The organism is Pseudomonas sp. Pseusp88, from assembly GCF_047303955.1.
In the GTDB taxonomy this organism is placed as follows: Bacteria; Pseudomonadota; Gammaproteobacteria; order Pseudomonadales; family Pseudomonadaceae; genus Aquipseudomonas.
The window spans coordinates 17,008-35,225 of the sequence record NZ_JBGLYM010000013.1 but is presented as its reverse complement, the minus strand read 5'-3'; the positions used below and the strand labels follow the sequence as shown (position 1 = coordinate 35,225).

Here is an 18,218-nt window from a genome sequence, read left to right as displayed (position 1 = left end):
CCGGAGTCCCCGGACACCGCGCAATACCTTGCCAGGAACCGTCACCGATGGAACATCGTGAAGCGCTCATTGCGCTGCGAACCTTTCTTTCAACGCAGATCCTCGGACAGGAAAAACTGGTCGAACGCCTCCTGATTGCCTTGCTTGCCGATGGCCACATGTTGGTCGAGGGCGCTCCCGGCCTGGCCAAGACCAAAGCCATCAAGGAACTGGCCGAGGGCATCGAAGCGCAGTTCCATCGCATCCAGTTCACCCCGGACCTGCTGCCGGCCGATATCACCGGCACCGAGATTTATCGTCCGGAAACCGGCAGCTTCGTCTTCCAACAGGGGCCGATCTTCCACAATCTGGTGCTGGCCGACGAAATCAACCGCGCCCCTGCCAAGGTCCAGTCAGCCCTGCTCGAAGCCATGGCCGAGCGCCAGGTCAGCATCGGTCGCAGCACCTATGAGCTGTCGCCGCTGTTCCTGGTCATGGCTACGCAGAACCCTATCGAGCAGGAAGGCACCTATCCGCTGCCCGAAGCCCAGCTCGACCGTTTCCTGATGCATGTGAAGATCGGTTTCCCTGATGCGTCCGTAGAACGCAAGATTCTCGCCCAGGCCAGAGGCGAAGCCCTGCACGGCGAGACCAAGCCCGAGCGCCGGGTCAGCCAACAGGCGATTTTCGCTGCGCGCAAGGAAATCCTCGGTCTGTACATGGCCGACGCCGTGGAGGAATACCTGGTGCAACTGGTCATGGCCACCCGCACCCCGGCCAAGTTCGACCCGGAGCTGGCCGAATGGATCAGCTACGGCGCCAGTCCTCGGGGTTCGATAGCCCTGGACCGCTGCTCCCGGGCCCACGCCTGGCTGGCCGGACGTGACTTCGTCAGCCCCGAAGATATCCAGGCCGTGCTGTTCGATGTCCTGCGCCACCGAGTGATCCTGTCGTTCGAGGCCGAAGCGGCCGGTATCGATCAGGACCGGGTGATCCAGCGTATCCTTGATGTCGTGGCCGTCGCCTGACGCCATGCACACCTTCCTTCGCCAGCCGGGTATTCGCGTCAATCTCGCCGAACTGATCGAGATGCGTCACCGCGTGCGCGAAGTGCAGCTGTTTTCCACACCCAGCCGGCGCAGTCCGCTGATCGGCCTGCACCATTCCAAGCTGCGCGGGCGTGGCGTGGACTTCGATCAGGTGCGGGTCTATCAGGCCGGCGACGACGTGCGCAGCATTGACTGGCGAGTGACGGCCCGTACGCAAGAGCCGCATACCAAACTGTTCCATGAAGAACGCGAGCGGCCGATCTTTATTCTCGTCGAGCAGAGCCGCCGCCTGTTCTTCGGCTCCGGACAGACATTCAAGTCGGTGCTGGCGGCCCAGGCGGCAGCACTGATCGGCTGGGCGGCCCTGACGCACAACGACCGGGTCGGCGGCCTGGTGTTCGGCGACAACGAGCACTACGAAATCAAACCGCGGCGCAGCAAGCAGAGCCTGCTGCAATTGCTCAACCGTCTGGTGCGGGTCAATCAGTCCCTGCATACGGAAATCGCCGCCGACCGCGACGCCTTCGGCATTGCCCTGCGCCGGGCCCGCGAGGTATTGCGGCCTGGCAGCCTGGTGATCGTATTGTGTGACGAGCGCGCGCTGTCCGATGCCGCCGAACAACAATTGAGCCTGTTGTCGCGGCATTGCGATCTGTTACTGCTGCCACTGTCCGACCCCCTTGACCACGCCCTGCCCGCCGCCGGGCTGCTGCGTTTCGCTGAACGCGGCGCCCAGCTGGAGCTGGACACCCTCGACCCCGACCTGCGCCAGGCCTATCGGGCACAAGGCGAGGCGCGAATTGCCCGCTGGGAGCTGCTGGCGCAGAAACTGCGAGTCCTGTTGATGCCCCTGAGCACCCAGCGCGAGATGGTCGAGCAACTGCGTGAGTACCTCAACGCGCAGAAACCGGTAAAACAGAAATGAACCCGCTGGATCAGCTGCAACCCCTGATCGCGCCGCCGGCCATTGGTTTCTGGCCACCGGCGCCCGGCTGGTGGCTGCTGTTGCTGCTGATTCCACTGGCCGCCTGGGGACTGTGGCGCTTGCGCCGTTTCCTGCCCGGCAAGCGGCAGTCCGCCCCCGCCGAACAGCCCCTGGACCCGGTGCGCCTGGCCGCCCTGGCCGAGCTTGAGCGCTTGCCCAAACCCTATGACGGCGCCCCGGCCGGTGCCTGGCTGCAACAGATCAACGGCCTGCTCAAACGCCTGTGCCGCAACCACTATCCCTATAGCCAGAGCCACACCCTCAACGGGCGCAAATGGCTGGCCTTCCTCGACAATCGCTGCCCTGCCGCCGGGCTGACGCGCTGGATGATCCTCGTCGAAGGCGCCTACAAACCGGAATGCAAACTCGATGACAAGGCCATCATCGGCCTGACCCAGGCGGTCGACACCTGGATCCGCAAACATGTTTGAATTCGCCTGGCCGTGGATCTTCGCCCTGCTGCCATTGCCCTGGGTGATGCGTCTGCTGTTGCCGGTGGCCGACAGCGGCGAGGCGGCCCTGAAAGTCGGCTTTCTCAGCGATCTGGAAGGTCTGGTCGGTCGTCGTGCACGGGCCAACCTGCCCGCGTGGCGACAACAGGCGCCGTTCCTGCTGCTGTGGTTGTTGCTGCTGATCGCCAGCGCTCGTCCACAATGGCTCGGCGAGCCACTGCCGATTGCCGCCAGTGGCCGCGATCTGCTGGTGGCGGTGGATGTATCCGGCTCCATGGACTACCCCGACATGCAATGGAAAGACGACGACGTCAGCCGCCTGTCGTTGGTCCAGCACCTGCTCGGAGATTTTCTTGAAGCCCGCCAGGGTGATCGGGTCGGTCTTATCCTGTTTGGCAGCCAGGCGTACGTCCAGGCGCCGTTGACCTTTGACCGCCACACCGTCAGGGTCTGGCTGGACGAGGCGCGAATCGGCATCGCCGGGAAAAACACCGCCATCGGCGACGCCATCGGCCTGGCCCTGAAACGCCTGCGCCTGCGCCCGGCCCAGAGTCGGGTTCTGATATTGGTCACTGACGGTGCCAACAACGCCGGGCAGATCGACCCACTGACCGCCGCGCGCCTGGCTGCCGACGAGGGGGTGAAGATCTACCCCATCGGCATGGGCGCCGACCCTGACAAGGAAGGGGGTTTGGGCGTGCTGGGTATCAACCCGAGCCTGGATCTGGATGAACCGACCCTCAAGCAGATTGCCGAGATCAGCGGCGGTCGCTACTTCCGTGCCCGTGATGGCCAGGAGATGGAAAAAATCCGCGCCACCCTCGACGCCCTCGAACCCGTCACCCAGCAACCGACCCAGGCTCGCCCGGCATTGCCGCTGTACCAATGGCCGCTGGGTGCCGCATTGTTGATGAGTCTGATTCTGGTGATTCTCGAACGCTGGCCGAACAACGCCATCCAGCGCCTGCTCAACCAACAGCGCTTCGTGCGTGACGGCCAGCGCTGGCGCGAACGGATCAAACGCTTGCGGAGGCGTCGATGAGCGCGCTCTGGCCGTACTGGTACCGTCCCTGGTGGCTGCTGCTGTTGCCGCTGCTGTGCTGGTTGCTCTGGCAACTCTGGCACCGGCAGAAGCGCGCCGGACGCTGGCAGATGATCCTGCCCTCGGCGTTTCATAGCGTGCTGCTCAGCGGCGGCCGCGGTCGGGACAGCAAACTGCCATGGATCGCCCTCGGCCTGGCCTGGCTGCTGGCCTTGCTGGCCCTCCTCGGCCCGGCCTGGCAGCGCGTGGAGCAGACCAGCCAGAAGCCCGCCGACCCGTTGGTGGTGCTGCTGGAACTGACCCCGGAAATGCTCGCCACCGACAGCCCGCCCACGCGCCTGGACCAGGCCCGACGCAAGCTGATCGATCTGCTGCAACTGCGCAGCGACTCCCAGACCGCCATCGTCGTCTATGCCGGCAGCGCCCATACGCTGGTGCCGCTGTCCGACGACCAGGCCACCAGCCGCAATCTGCTGGAAAGCCTCAAACCGGCGCTGATGCCGACGCCCGGCCAACGCGCCGACCTTGCCGTGCGCAAGGCGCTGGAACTGCTCAAGCAAGGCGATCTGGGCCAGGGCCGTCTGCTGCTGATCGGCTCGTCCCTGAGCGAACAGGAACGCCGCGGCATCGAACAGGCACTGGACAATCAATCCGTGCCGCTGCTGATTCTCGGTATCGGTACCAGTGAAGGCGCACCTGTGCCCCAGGACAAGGGCGGTTTCCTCAAGGACGACCAGGGCGCCATTCTGGTACCGCGCCTGGACAGCGCCATGCTCAAGGATTTCGCCAGCCAGGTTGGCGGCAACTACCGTCAGGCGCGCCTGGACCACGAAGACCTGCGCGGTCTCGGCCTGCTCGATGCGCCACATGAAATGCGCAACAACGGCCAGCGCGTGCAGCTGGACAGCTGGGCCGATCAGGGCTACTGGTTCCTGCTGCCACTGTTGCTGCTGGCCGCCTGTGCCGGGCGCCGAGGCTGGCTGTTATGCCTGCCGCTGCTGTTTCTGCTGCCCCAGAGCAGCCAGGCCTTCGAATTCCAGGACCTGTGGCAGCGACCCGACCAGCAGGGCAAGCGTCTGCTGCAACGGCATCGCCCCGCCGAAGCCGCCCGTCATTTCCAGGATCCGCAGTGGAAAGGCCTCGCCCTCTACGAAGCCGGGGATTACGCAGGCGCCGCCCAGCGCTTTGCCGAAGGCAATACCGCTGCCGACCATTACAATCGCGGCAACGCCCTGGCTCGTAGCGGCGAACTGGATGCCGCGCTGGACGCCTACGAGCGCGCGCTGGAACTGCAACCCGATCTGCAACCGGCGCTGAAGAACAAGGCCTTGATCGAACAACTGCTGCAACAGGAAGCCGAGCAGTCCGATACCAACGAGCCCGAAGAGGAAGAAGAACAGCCCCCACAAGCCGAGGATGAAGAACAGGGTGGCGACAGCGCACCGTCCCAGGCCAACAGCTCGAACCCGCAGGACCCATCCAGCCCGGAACCTGACCAGGACACCCACACCGGCAGCCCACCAGACAGGACCGCAGGCAATACCTCGGCCGATTCGCCCCTGAATGACAGCGAAGCAACCACCCGGCCGCCCCTGCAACCTGCCGACCCGCATATCGACGGCGAGCGGCGCCAGGCTCTGGAACAGTGGCTGCGGCAGATCCCGGACGATCCGGGCGAGCTGCTGCGCCGCAAGTTCTGGTACGAACAACAACAGGAAAAGACCCGATGATGTGCCGACTGTCCATTGTGTTACTCAGTCTGATCCTGAGCCTGTTCTGCCTGCCGAGCCAGGCGGCAGAGCTGATCGCCAGTGTCGATCGTGCGCGCCTGAGTTCCGGTGAAACCGTCGACCTGACCCTGGAAACCAGCGATGTCACCCAGTTCGGCAAGCCCGACCTGTCGCCGCTGGACGAGTCCTTCGACGTGCGCGGCACTCGCCAGCTCAACAGCCTCAATACCCTTGACGGTGGCCAGGCCACCACCCGCTGGATCATCACTCTGCTGCCGAAACAGAACGGCAGCGTAACCATCCCGGCCCTGCAACTGGGCGAGCTGAAAAGCCAGCCCATTGACATTCAGGTGGTCCCGGCCGAACCCCAGGAACCGGGCAGCCAGCTGACCCCGGTGTTCATCGAAGCCAGCCTTGATCAGGATCATGTCTACGTTCAGGCCCAGGCCGTGTTGACCGTGCGCATTTATCACTCGGTATCGCTGTTCGACGACAGCAGCCTGAGCCCTCTGCAAATGACCGATGCGCGCATCGAAAAACTGGGCAATTCCCGCACCTATGAAAAGCAGATCAATGGCATTCGCCATGGCGTCATCGAAATGCGCTTTGGCATTTACCCGCAGCAAAGCGGCCAGTTGACCATTCCCGCCCAGGTCTTCAGCGCCACTCAGGTGCAGGACTCCAGCAGTGCCACAACGACGACCAGCTCGCCGCAGCCCGGCAAACGGGTGCAGGTCAGCTCGCCGGAACAGACCCTGACGGTCAAGGCCAAGCCCGGCGATTACCCGGCCAACACGCCCTGGCTGCCGGCCCGCAGTATTGATCTGAGCGAGACCTGGAGCCCGGAACCCGGCCATAGCCAGGTCGGCGATGCTCTGACCCGCACCATCACCCTCAAGGCCGACGGCCTCTCCAGCGCCCAGTTGCCACCGTTGCCAGTGACCGAAATCGGCGGCCTGCGCCGCTATCCCGACCAGCCACAACTGAGCAACCAGAACAGCGAGCGTGGCCTGGTCGGCAGCCGCGAAGAGCGCGAGGCCCTGGTGCCGGGCCGCCCCGGTGCCATCGATCTGCCCGCTGTCGACGTAGTCTGGTGGAACACCCTGGAAGACCATCTGGAACACAGCAGCCTGCCTGCCCGCGCCCTGCAGATCGGCATCAACCCGAGCCTGGTGGTGGATGCGCCGGTCAGCAGCGACAATAGCGGCGTCACGGTCATCGGCCCGCCGGTCTGGCCGTGGCAGCTCAGTACGCTGTTTTTCATGTGCAGCACCCTGCTCGGCTTCGGCCTGTGGTGGCGCGGACGCTGGCAACCGGCGCTGCCGCGTTCGGCCCAGACCGGCCCTAGCCCGCGTACCGTACTCGACGACCTAAAGCGCGCCAGCCTGGCCAACGACCCCCATGCCACCCGCCAGGCCCTCGATGCCTGGGCGCGGCAACAACCGGAAACCCTGGCCGATATGGCGGCACGTTTCGTACCGTTGTCCGACGCCCTTGATGGCCTGAACGGCGCGCTCTACAGCGAAACCGGGCAGCTGTGGCTCGGCGAAGACCTGTGGCGGGCGGTCCGTACCCTGCCCGCCCTCGAACGGCCCGATGACTCCACCGGCGACAGCGGCTTGCCGCCGTTGTATCCGAAGTGAACCGCCGTCAATCCTGTTGGAGCGAGGCTTGCCCGCGAAGAACGATAACGCGGTTTAGCTGACCCACTGCACCGAAGGATTCGCGGGCAAGCCTCGCTCCAGCGGACCCGAGATATGCTGCGGGATCTTTTATTATTCAAACGGGCTGAATGGCACAAACAAGGAAACCCCATGCGTCTGTTCCATACCTCCGATTGGCATCTGGGCCAGAACCTTCATGGCCAGGAGCGCGACTTCGAGCACGGGGCGTTCCTCGACTGGCTGCTCAATAGCCTGAGCGAACGTAAGCCCGAGGTCCTGCTGATCGCAGGGGATATCTTCGACACCGTCAACCCGCCGGTCAAAGCTCAGGAACGGCTCTACGACTTTATCGTCAATGCCCATGAGCGCCTGCCGCACCTGACCATCGTCATGATCGCCGGCAACCACGACTCCGGTTCGCGCATCGAACTGCCCGCCCCCCTGATGCGCCGCCTGCGCACCCATGCCCTGGGCCGCGTGCTGTGGCTGGACGATGGCGTACTCGATGCCGAACGCCTGTTGCTGCCTCTGCCCGCTGCCGATGGCAGCATTGGTGGCTGGTGCCTGGCCCTGCCGTTCCTGCGTCCGGCCGAGGTCACCGGCGGCGTGCTTGGGGATAACTATCTGCGCGGCATCGGCCAGGTCCATGAAGCACTGATCGCTGCGGCGCAACGCAAACGCCAGCCGGGCCAGGTGCTGATTGCCATCAGCCATGCCCACATGGCCGGTGGTTCGGTCTCGGAAGACTCCGAACGCAGCCTGATCATCGGCACTGCCGAAGCCCTGCCCGCCAGCCTGTTCAGCGCCGATATCACTTATGTCGCCCTTGGTCACCTGCACAAGCCGCAACGGGTCAACGGCGAGGACCGCATTCGCTATAGCGGTTCGCCGATTCCCCTGTCGTTTTCGGAAATCGGCTATCCACATCAGATTCTCGAAATCAACTGTCAGGACGGTCAACTGGCCAGCGTCGAAACCCGTCTGATTCCTCGCGCGGTCAACCTGCAACGCCTGGGGCCTGCGCCCCTGGCCGAGCTGCTGGAGCAACTCAAGGACCTGCCGGATATCGACCTGCTCGCCGATATCGATCGCCAGCCCTGGCTGGAAGTGCGGGTGCGCCTCGACGAACCGCAGCCTGACCTGCGCAATCAGATCGAAGGCGCCCTGCAAGGCAAGGCGGTGAGGTTGGTGCGTATCTCCACTGAATACGCGGGCAAGGGCGGCGAGAATGGCGGCGACAGCGAAAGCGACCTGATCGAACTCGACCAGCTCAGCCCCCAGGAATTGTTCAGTCGCGCCTGGCAGGACCACTACGGCAACCCGGTCGACGAACAGACCCTCAATGACTTCGCCACCCTGTTGCAGGAAGTCCAGCTGGAGGGCGAACAGCCATGAAAATCCTCGCCATCCGCTTGAAAAATCTTGCCTCCCTGGCCGGCCCCTTTGAACTGGACTTCACCGCCGAGCCGTTGGCCAGCGCTGGCCTGTTCGCTATTACCGGCCCTACCGGCGCGGGCAAGAGCACGCTGCTCGATGCCCTGTGCCTGGCGTTGTTCGGAGCGATTCCACGGCTGAGCAACGTCGGCCAATCCAAGGTCCCGGAAATCGACGGTGATATCAGCACCAACGACCCGAGAACTCTGCTGCGCCGTGGCACCGGCAGCGGTTACGCTGAAGTGGATTTTGTCGGCATCGATCAGCGCCGTTATCGCGCCCGCTGGGAAACCAATCGCGCCCGGGACAATGCTACGAAGAAGCTCCAGGCCAGCCGCCAGACCCTCACCGATCTGGACAGCGAGCAGATCCTCAGCAGTCAGAACAAGACTGAATACAAGAACATGCTCGAAGCCCGCCTGGGCCTGAATTTCGAGCAGTTCACCCGCGCCGTGATGCTGGCGCAGAGTGAGTTCAGCGCCTTTCTCAAGGCCGATGACAAGGAACGCAGTGAGCTGCTGGAAAAGCTCACCGACACCGCGATCTACAGCCAACTGGGTCGCCGCGCCTTCAGCAAGGCCAGGGAAGCGGAAAAGGTGCATGACGACCTCAAGGCCCGCTCGGCGGGCATCAGCCCACTGAATGAAGAAGAACGCGCAGCACTGGATCAGCGCCTGCTGGAAGAACAGGGCCAGCTCAAGACTCGTCAGGCCCGGCTCAAGCAGCTCGAACAACAACAGCAATGGCTGACCCTGCTGGGCCAACTGCAGGAAGCCCGGCAAGCCGCCGCCGAACAACTGCAACAGGCCCGCAACGAAGAACAGCAGCAGAGCGCCGAACGTCTCAAGCTCGGGCGTCTCGAACAACTGGCTACGCAGCGCCATCAGTTTGTCCGTCAGCAGGAACTCAACGCCCAGCTCACGCCTCTGGCCGCACAGATTCAGGATCAGGGCCGCCAGCAACAGGCGCTGCAAACCCGGCTGGAACAACTCGAAAGCGCTCAGCTGCACGCCCATGCCGCCCTGCTCGACGCCCGGCAGCAACTGGCCGATGCTGCGCCACTGCTGCGCCAGGCCTTCGACGAACAGAGCAATCTGGCGCGCCTGAATCAGGACTTGAACCAGGCGCAAAGCGAACGCCAGCAGCTCGACGAGCAATGCATTGAGGGCCAGCAGGCCTTGCAGGATATGCTCGATCGACAACAGGCCAGCGGCCAGCGTCTGGAGCAGATCAGCAGTCAGTTGGAACAGAGCAACGCCCTGGCACCACTGGCCGAAGCCTGGAACGCCTGGCGCGACCGCCTCAAGCAAGTGATGCTGACCGGTAACCGTCTGAATCAGGGCCAGGCCGAACTGCCTGCCCTGGAACAACGGGCCAATAGCGCCAGTGAGCAACTCAATCAACACCGCGCGGCGCTGGAATTGCTCTACCGCGAAGCGGGCGCCGAAGCCCACGCCGTGACCGAGCAGATCCAGTTGCTTGGCACCCTGTTACAGGACAATCGCAAGCAACAGCGCAACGTCGAAGAACTGGCACGGCTATGGACTCGCTTGCAGGAACTCGATTCCCGCGCCCTGGAGTTGAGCCAGAAACATCAACAGGCGCATAAGGAACGTGAACGCCTGACCGCCGAAGGCCTGCAAGCCAAAAACGATCTGACCATTGCCGAACAGACCCTGAGCGTCACTCGCCAGGTGCTCGAACGCCAGCGCCTGGCCCGCAGTGCCAGTGTCGAAGAGCTCCGCGCGCAATTGCAGGATGACCAGCCCTGCCCGGTCTGCGGCAGCCACGAACACCCCTACCATCAGCCCGAAGCCTTGCTCGACAGCCTCGGCCGCCATGATGAGCAGGAAGAAAACAACGCGCTCAACGTCGTTACCGGTCTCAATGAACGCCTGATGGATCTGCGCACCCAGGTCGGCGCCCTGATTGCCCAACAGAAAGACTGCCTGCAACAGCAGGAACAACTGGCGCCGCAGCAGCAGACATTGAACGAAAGCCTCACCGCCCACGCCCTGGGCACCCGCCTGCTTGAGCAGGATCGCGCCACGCGCGACGCCTGGCTCAATCAGCAACTGACGCAATTGCAACACAACATCGCTCAGGATGAGCAACGGCAAAATGCCCTGCTGACCCTGCAACAGGACGCCGCACGCCTGCAACAACAGGTGCAGGCCGCCAGCGAGGCCAGCCAGTTGGCAAGCCAGCAATGGCAGGATCAGCAACGACAACTGAGCGGCGACCGCGAGCGACTGGAACAGGAGCTGACCGCATTTTCTGCAGTACTGTGCGCCGAACACATTGAAGGCCTGCGCAACCATGCGGCACAGACCGTGATGCAGTTGGAACAACAGGTCAGCGAACGCCTGGCCCAGCTTGAGCAGCGCAATGAAGAGCAACAGGAACAACGCGAGCGCCAGCAGAAGATCGAACTGCAACAGGCCAGCCAACAGACCCGTGAAAAAGACCGCGCAAGGCTAAGCCAGCACTGCACCGAACTCAGTGCCCGACAACAGGCCAGCCAGCAACAACTGACCCAGTGGCTCGGTGTCCACGCCGACGCCGAGCACTGGCAACAGCACCTGCAACAACGGGAAGAACAGGCGCGGGAAGCCGAAAGCAGCGCCGCCCAAACCTTGCAGGACAGTCGCACGCAACTGCTGCAACTGGCCAGCGAACTCAAGGCCAAAGAGGAACGCCTGGACAGCCTGCAACAGGAACACCGGCAACTGACCGGCAGGATTGATGAATGGCGCGGCCGTCATCCAGAGATGAGCGACGCCGAACTGAGCCAATTGCTGGCAGTGGATGACGAACAACTCGGTCTGTTGCGCCAGCGTTTGCACAACACGGAAAAAGCCATCGAGCAATTCCAGGTACTGCTGCAGGAGCGGGAAGAACGCCTGGCCCAGCATCAGGCTCAGCGCAACGGCGACCTGCCCGTCGAGCAACTGGTCAGTGCCACGGCTGAACTGCATACCCAGCTTGCCGCCAGCGAAGACCTGTGCGCCGAGCTGCGTGCCCGGCAGAGCGAAGATCAACGTCGGCAGGAAGCCAATCAGGCCCTGGCACAACAGATCGCTCAGGCCAGCCAGGAGTGGCAACGCTGGGCACGTCTGTCGACCCTGATCGGCTCGGCCGAGGGCGACCGCTTCCGCAAGATCGCTCAGGCCTACAACCTCGACCTGCTGGTGCACCATGCCAACAGCCAACTGCGCCAGCTGGTACGGCGTTACCGCCTGAAACGCGGCGGCAGCATGCTCGGCCTGCTGGTCATGGACACGGAGATGGGTGACGAACTGCGCTCGGTGCATTCATTGTCGGGGGGCGAAACCTTTCTGGTTTCCCTGGCCTTGGCGCTGGGCCTGGCATCCATGGCCTCGAATACCTTGAAGATCGAATCGCTGTTCATCGACGAAGGTTTCGGCAGCCTCGATCCGGAGTCCCTGCAACTGGCCATGGATGCTCTCGACGGCCTGCAGGCCCAGGGACGCAAGGTCGGGGTCATCTCCCATGTACAGGAAATGCATGAGCGGATACCGGTGCAGATTCAGGTGCGCCGACAGGGGAATGGCTTGAGTACCATCGAAGTGACCTGATTAGCCGCCGGATTGAAACGTGATTTCCTGTAGGAGCCGGCTTGCTGGCGATCGAGTGCGAAGCGCTCGCAACAACTGCAGTGCCTGATCTGGCCCCATCGCCAGCAATCCGGCTCCTACAGGGATCAGCCGTATTCGAATAATCAGGTATACGCCCAACCGGGTAAGCCCTGCCCAATCTTGAACGGCGGATTCTCCACCGCCCATTTCAGCGCCCGGGCATTCTCTATGGCGTGGGCAATCTCATGCTTGCACTCGATGCTACGGGCCACGCCACCGGCCGAGCCGAAACCCATGCCCAGCAACGAGCCACCGTTGATCGCCAGGGCAAGCCCTGCGGTCACCCATAATTTGCTGCCGCTCATGACGCATGCTCCTGCGATGCAGGTGCTGCACGCTCAAGTTCAACCAGGGAAGCGCGCTCCGCTTGAACAGTGTGGCTTTTAAGTTGGGGATTCATGCTGGTAACAGTGACCACGGCGATGAAGACAACATAAAGAGAGATGGCAACATACGCGCCATGTTTAATCGATTGAAGGATGGCAGTGGCCATGTTGTGTAACTCCGTAGTCATGTGTTTCCAGTGGCGCCATGATCGGAGAATGACGACATTATTGAAAACGATGACTCGGCATAGCGGATATCAGCCGACTTAATGATAGGGAAAGTTGATCGGGCCGATAGAGCAGGTCTGTATGACAGGCAAAAAAAATCCCCACGGCTACATAAGCGGCGGGGACTAAGGGAGGGAATCCAGTTTGCGCCAGGCGCTTTCGCAAGCAAGCTCACACCACAGTAATTGCATGGTCTGCCACGCATTGGGCAGTGGTCGCAAAGACCTGTGTTAAAGCGAACATGCTCGCGAAAACGTCTGCGTTGACGCTGTAATTCCCAAATGTTGCCGGTTCACATTTTACTGGAACCCATTCCCGGTAATCGAAACATTCGTTGACGGGGAATGGATTCGCTCGGGGCACTTATTCATTATTGGATCTTGTGATCCAGTGCAGCGTAGAAGTTTGCGCTTTTTTGCAGATATTGCGGAGTATAGGTTTGTGTTGCTTGTGCTTTTTTCTCGGTCACTTCGGTGCTGGCGCTGGCAGGTAATACAACGCTGGCAGAAATGGCGGAAGCGGCAATGATGGAGAAGAGATTGAAGTTCATGTCGGTATTCCTCGGTGTTGATTGTTGCGTTTCAAGTCTTGACCGTCAGGCCGTGAGAGAGAAGTTACGCTTGAGGAGCGAATCATGAAAATGCTTTGCACATATAGCCGTTATCAATTCGATTAATACAAGCGCAAACCCGCGCGCCGCGCGGGTCTGCGACATTTTGCCGCCTATTTTGCCTTGAGAAATTTGAAGTCCGAAGGCGAATCGAAGTCCATTTTCTGCACCGTTTCACCCAGCAAGCCGCTTTTCGGGTCACGTTTCACCGTCACGATGGCGTTGCTTTTCTGGTTGGCGATCAGCACGAATTTACCGCTGGGGTCAAAACTGAACTCCCGTGGCTCCTTGCCTTCGACCGAGCGACGCTGAATCTCCTTGAGCTTGCCGCTGGCTTTATCAATGGCGAACACCAGCAACTCATTGGCATCACCGCGATTGGCCACATAAAGGAACTTGCCGTCCGGCGAAGCGTGCAGGCCACCAGCACCGTTCTTTTGCGCATCGCCCTTGAGATCAACCTGTTGGGTTTGCTTGAACGTGCCGTCGTGGTATTCGAACACAGCGACCTGAGCAGCCATTTCCAGAGTCAGCCAGGCATGCTTGCCGTCGGCGCTGAACAGCAGATGACGTGGCCCGCTACCCGGAGGCAGTTCGACGAACGCGACTTTTGCCGCTTCCAGGGGTTTTTCCTTGCTGCCGTCATAGCGGTAGACAAACAAGCGGTCGGCCCCCAGATCACTGGCCACCAGATACCTGCCGTCCGGCGTCGGCACCGCCGAATGCACATGGGACGACGCCTGACGCTCGGCATCGACATGGCTGGCCGGGTGAGTTTCGGTCTGCACCACACCGGACAACTGACCATCCTTGCCTACCGGGATCACCGCCAGCACACCACCGGGCTCCGGGTGCACGGCATAGTTGGCGACGAAGAGAAAACGCTGATCCGGGCTAAGGCTCGAATGGGTCGGCTCATCGCCACGGCTCTGCACCTGATTGATCGGCGTGACCTGATGGCTCTTGCCGTCGATGGCGAAACTGCTGACTTTGCCCGTAGCGTCGGCCTGACCCGGACCGTTTTCGTTGACTACATAAAGGTGGCGCTGATCCTTAGAGAGCGTCAGCCAGGACGGATTCTCACTGTCGATCACCTGGCGCGGCTGCGGATCGAGCTTGCCGGTCTGGCTGTCGAAGGCCAGGCGATAGATCCCTTTGCTGGCTCCCTGGGTGTAGGAGCCCACGAGTACATCGGCAGTTGCCATGGTTTGAGCCTGGACGGGAAGTAGCGTGAAGGCGCTGGCCAACGCCAGCCACGGCAACAAGGTCGTATTCATTGGGGCATGTCCTTTTATTGGTGTTATGTGCGACGCAGTAGCTGAGACCATGGGCCGAGCCCATTAGTTTTCCGCCACTTGCTCCCGTATATCCGGTTGCAGGCTGGGAATCAGTCGCGACGCCCAGGCTTTGACGCTATCGACCTGACGCTGGGGCTCAACCGAGACCATGGCCAGCACCAGGGCAATGATCAACCAGGCTGTGGATAAGTCTTGCCCGGTCGGGCGCAAACCTGTACGCATGCGCGGCAGCAAAAGCACTGCCCCGACGACAAACCAGATGGCCAGGCGCGGCAGCAGCTCCTCCCCATCGACGCCGATCTCCCACAGCGCCCAAAGCGTGCTGAGCAATAGCAGCAAGGCAAACAGATTGACGGCACAACGCCTGGCCATGAGCAGCAGCACGCCGATACTCAGCAGGCCGATTCCCGACATCATGTAGTGAAACGAGGCCCCCATGCTGGCCAGGCGGGCACCGGCGAATGCCAGCATCATGCCGACCAGCAGCAGAATCGAGCCGAAGATAACCGGCAACAGCCGGGTGCAACGCATAGGACGTTGAGCGTTCACGATGGATCTCCCTATCTATTATCGAGCCGTCCGAATCCGTCGGGCGGTGACTGGTCAAGCCAGTCGTTGCAGTGTCGTTATGCAGCCAGGGCCGCACAAGAGAAAGGCAAGCACATCCGTGTGTAATGGCAGGCCAGGCCGGCTCATCGTGCCCATGCCGATCCCGCATTCATGAAAACACGGGACGCATGGAGATCAGACTACTACAGGCAATCGGGCAAAAAATTGATCTGGATCAACCCTGCTCGTCTTCATCCTCGGCTTCGTTGGCGGCAAAGGCGTCGGTGATGCACAGGATGCGGTGATCGGCATTACCGTCGTTGATAACCCAGCTTTGCACACCAGCATCGAAGGTCGCAGCCTGCACCTGGGCTTGGCTGAAGCGCCAGACCTTGCGCTCGCGACCATCCATGCTTTCGATATGCAATTGATCGCCAAGGACGAAATCGAAGGCATGCAGGCCGTCGATTTCCAGCATCTGGGAGGCTTCCAGGGCGGCCAGCAAGGTTGCAGGGGTGTCAGTCATATCAGTCATTCGCTTGGGTAAAAACGCGGATGATAGGTCAAAACACCCCTTTGAGTCAGAGTTTGCCAACTCCACCTGGCTGAAACACCGCTTCGCTCGGCGCGATACCGTTGGTCAACGGCTGGCCGAATTCCGCCTGACTGATCTCGAAACGGTCCCCGACCTGGGTACGAATGCCATCCGCGAAAGACAGGGTTGCGGTGCCGAAGAAATGCACATGTACATCACCTGGCCGCAGGAACTGGGCGTATTTGAAGTGGTGGTATTCGAGGTTTTCCAGGCTATGGCACATATTGGCTTCGCCGCTGAGGAATTCCTTCTCCCACAACACCTGGCCATCACGGACGATGCGGCTGGTGCCTGCCAGATTCTGCGGCAGCGCACCAACCCGCAGCTCCGGGCCGAAGGAACAGGCACGCAGTTTCGAGTGGGCCAGGTACAGGTAATTCTTGCGCTCCATGACGTGATCGGAGAACTCGTTGCCCAGGGCAAAGCCCAGGCGATATGGCTTGCCGTCGTTGCCGATGACATACAGGCCACTCAACTCCGGCTCCTCACCGGCATCGTCGGCAAAAGGCGGCACCGGGAACGCCGCGCCGGGACGCACGATGATGCCGCCGTCGCCTTTATAGAACCACTCCGGTTGCGCGCCAACCTGGCCCGCCGTCGGTTTACCGCCTTCGATGCCCCATTTGAAGATTTTCATGGTGTCGGTCATGCCCGCTTCGACCTCACCATCGTGCTGATGCATCTTGTCCCGCGCCGATGCGCTGCCCAGGTGAGTCAGGCCGGTGCCGCTGACCAGCACATGGGCCGGATCGGGATGATCCAGCGGCGGCAGGATGCGCAACTGCTCAAGCAGCTGCGCATAATCGTGATGCTCACCCAGCCCCAGGCCATCAACCTGCCGGGCCAGGCTGACGCCAGCGTCGATGGCGGCCAGGGCCAGCTCGCGAACGCTGGTCGCGCCAAGCACTTCATGGACCCGGTCACCGTCTACCAGGCCAACGCGACGCTGGCCATTGCTCAATTCGAACTGTACTAAGCGCATGTTCATGCTCCTTGAAGATGTCCGCTCTGCTGCGGATCGTGGGAGCGAGGCTTGCCCGCGAAGACAATCAGTCAATCTCTGAAAATGTACCGGATGTACCGGCCTCTTCGCGGGCAAGCCTCGCTCCTACCAGTTGGTTGTTTGATTCAAACCCGCTGACTACGCGCACTCGCCGCAAACTGCTCGCTCGGCAACACGTGCTTGCGCTCCAGCACTCGATAGACGATGCCCGTCAGGATCAGGCCAAAGACCATCACCCCGGACAGGAAGTACAGGCCCGTCGCCAGATTGCCGGTGTATTCCTTGAGGGCGCCGATGACGAACGGTCCGATATAACCACCCAGGTTACCCACCGAATTGATCAGGGCGATGCCCGCCGCCGCACTGGCCCCGGCGAAGAAACGCCCCGGCAAGGTCCAGAACACCGCCGTGCAGGAAAACAGCGAGAATGCTACCAGGCACAGCGCTGCAAGCTGCGCCACCGGCATGCTCAACCACGCAGCGCCGAACAGGCCGATGGCACCGATCACATAAAGCACCGCCAGGTGGCCGTAACGGTCGTTCAAGCGGTCGGAACTGCGCGGCACGATCAGCAAGCCGACGATGCCGAAGATGTAGGGCACCGCCGAAACGAAGCCGGTCACCAGGTCACTGCCACCAAACTGCTTGATCAGAGTCGGCAACCACAGGCCCAGGCCATAGATGCTCAGGGTCACCGGCAGATAGAACAGCGCCAGCAACAGGACACGCTTGTCCTTGAGGGCATGCAGCGGGTTGCCGTGGCGGGTCTGGCCGTACTCTTGCAGATCCTTTTTCAGCTCACCGGCCAGCCAGTCCTTCTCGTCCTGGTCCATCCACTTGACCTGCTGCGGACCGTCCGGCAGCCAGCGCAGCACCGGCCAGGTCAGCAGGATCGCCGGGGTACCGATAACGATGAACAGCCACTGCCAGCCGTGCAATCCAGCCACGCCGTCCATGCCCAGCAAGCCGCCGGATACCGGCCCGGTGATCATCATGGCGATGGGTTGGGAAAGGATGAACAGGCCAAGGATCTTGCCGCGATGGCGTACCGGAAACCACTGGGTGATGTAGTACAGCACGCCAGGAAAAAAGCCCGCCTCAGCCGCACCCAGTAGAAAACGCATGACATAAAAGCTGGAAGGTCCCTGAACGAAAGCCATACCGATGGTGATGGCACCCCAGGTGATCATGATCCGTGCAAACCAGCGCCGCGCGCCGAAGCGCTCAAGCATCAGGTTGCTGGGGATTTCAAGCAGGAAGTAGCCGATGAAAAACAGCCCGGCACCGAGCCCATAGGCGGCATCGCCGATACCGATGTCCGCGCCCATATGCAGCTTGGCAAAGCCCACGGCAGAGCGGTCCACATAAGCGATCAGGTACAGCAGAATCAGGAAGGGAATCAATTTCAGGGTAATGCGGCGAATAAGCCCGAGTTCCTGGCTCATGTGTGCGGTCTCCAATTTGTTTTTGTTATGGAATCCCGGGGGATGCGCGCTGCCTTCAGACAGAGTCGTCCCTCATGTGCGACGGACTATATAGTATTACTATTTAGACAACAACTCTTCACACAGCAGAGATTTCAGCCTATTTTAGGGAACAGTTACAAAATTAAGTC

16 protein-coding genes are annotated in these 18,218 nt (G+C 61.6%); 8 read left to right on the top strand and 8 right to left on the bottom strand.

What is annotated here, in order from left to right:
- Positions 1-47: 47 nt before the first annotated feature.
- From ACCD02_RS17405 to ACCD02_RS17370, 8 genes are all read left to right on the top strand, one after another.
- Entirely contained in the window at positions 48-1,007 is a 960-nt protein-coding gene (locus tag ACCD02_RS17405; RefSeq protein WP_259102507.1) for an AAA family ATPase, read from the top strand.
- A complete protein-coding gene (locus ACCD02_RS17400; RefSeq protein WP_413304224.1) occupies positions 988-1,953 on the top strand; it encodes a DUF58 domain-containing protein in 966 nt (321 codons plus the stop codon). Before ACCD02_RS17405 ends, ACCD02_RS17400 begins: the two co-directional genes overlap by 20 nt.
- The gene (locus ACCD02_RS17395; RefSeq protein WP_413304222.1) at positions 1,950-2,444 is read left to right on the top strand and encodes a DUF4381 domain-containing protein; all 495 of its coding nucleotides are present in this window, start codon (positions 1,950-1,952) and stop codon (positions 2,442-2,444) included. Before ACCD02_RS17400 ends, ACCD02_RS17395 begins: the two co-directional genes overlap by 4 nt.
- Complete coding sequence (locus ACCD02_RS17390) at positions 2,437-3,507, top strand: vWA domain-containing protein (protein WP_413304220.1); 1,071 nt, start codon at positions 2,437-2,439, stop codon at positions 3,505-3,507. The genes ACCD02_RS17395 and ACCD02_RS17390 overlap by 8 nt, the downstream gene beginning before the upstream one ends.
- Entirely contained in the window at positions 3,504-5,237 is a 1,734-nt protein-coding gene (locus ACCD02_RS17385) for a VWA domain-containing protein (protein WP_413304218.1), read from the top strand. The genes ACCD02_RS17390 and ACCD02_RS17385 overlap by 4 nt, the downstream gene beginning before the upstream one ends.
- The gene (locus tag ACCD02_RS17380; RefSeq protein ID WP_413304437.1) at positions 5,237-6,880 is read left to right on the top strand and encodes a BatD family protein; all 1,644 of its coding nucleotides are present in this window, start codon (positions 5,237-5,239) and stop codon (positions 6,878-6,880) included. Before ACCD02_RS17385 ends, ACCD02_RS17380 begins: the two co-directional genes overlap by 1 nt.
- Before the next feature lie 171 nt (positions 6,881-7,051).
- A complete protein-coding gene (locus tag ACCD02_RS17375) occupies positions 7,052-8,296 on the top strand; it encodes an exonuclease SbcCD subunit D C-terminal domain-containing protein (protein WP_413304216.1) in 1,245 nt (414 codons plus the stop codon).
- Positions 8,293-11,934, top strand: coding sequence for an AAA family ATPase (locus ACCD02_RS17370; RefSeq protein WP_413304213.1), 3,642 nt, complete (start codon positions 8,293-8,295; stop codon positions 11,932-11,934). Before ACCD02_RS17375 ends, ACCD02_RS17370 begins: the two co-directional genes overlap by 4 nt.
- A 143-nt stretch (positions 11,935-12,077) precedes the next feature.
- On the opposite strand, the gene ACCD02_RS17365 is transcribed toward ACCD02_RS17370, so the two are convergent.
- The 8 genes from ACCD02_RS17365 to ACCD02_RS17330 form a co-directional block, all read right to left on the bottom strand.
- Positions 12,078-12,299: a hypothetical protein gene (locus ACCD02_RS17365; RefSeq protein ID WP_259102517.1), complete on the bottom strand. Its 222-nt coding sequence runs from the start codon at positions 12,297-12,299 to the stop codon at positions 12,078-12,080.
- Positions 12,296-12,487, bottom strand: a complete 192-nt coding sequence (locus ACCD02_RS17360; protein WP_413304210.1) for a hypothetical protein — start codon at positions 12,485-12,487, stop codon at positions 12,296-12,298. Before ACCD02_RS17360 ends, ACCD02_RS17365 begins: the two co-directional genes overlap by 4 nt.
- Positions 12,488-12,918: 431 nt before the next feature.
- Positions 12,919-13,098 carry a hypothetical protein gene (locus tag ACCD02_RS17355; protein ID WP_259102521.1) on the bottom strand — a complete coding sequence of 60 codons (180 nt, stop codon included), beginning with the start codon at positions 13,096-13,098 and terminating at the stop codon, positions 12,919-12,921.
- 173 nt (positions 13,099-13,271) lie between these two features.
- Entirely contained in the window at positions 13,272-14,435 is a 1,164-nt protein-coding gene (locus ACCD02_RS17350; protein ID WP_413304207.1) for a lactonase family protein, read from the bottom strand.
- Between the two features lie 63 nt (positions 14,436-14,498).
- Positions 14,499-15,005 (bottom strand): hypothetical protein, encoded by a 507-nt coding sequence (locus ACCD02_RS17345; protein WP_413304204.1) that lies wholly within the window; start codon positions 15,003-15,005, stop codon positions 14,499-14,501.
- A gap of 235 nt (positions 15,006-15,240) precedes the next feature.
- Positions 15,241-15,531: a DUF5629 family protein gene (locus ACCD02_RS17340; protein ID WP_413304201.1), complete on the bottom strand. Its 291-nt coding sequence runs from the start codon at positions 15,529-15,531 to the stop codon at positions 15,241-15,243.
- A gap of 55 nt (positions 15,532-15,586) precedes the next feature.
- Positions 15,587-16,582: an AraD1 family protein gene (araD1, locus tag ACCD02_RS17335; RefSeq protein WP_413304199.1), complete on the bottom strand. Its 996-nt coding sequence runs from the start codon at positions 16,580-16,582 to the stop codon at positions 15,587-15,589.
- A 146-nt stretch (positions 16,583-16,728) separates the two neighbouring features.
- Positions 16,729-18,048 (bottom strand): MFS transporter, encoded by a 1,320-nt coding sequence (locus tag ACCD02_RS17330; RefSeq protein WP_413304197.1) that lies wholly within the window; start codon positions 18,046-18,048, stop codon positions 16,729-16,731.
- Positions 18,049-18,218 lie beyond the last annotated feature (170 nt).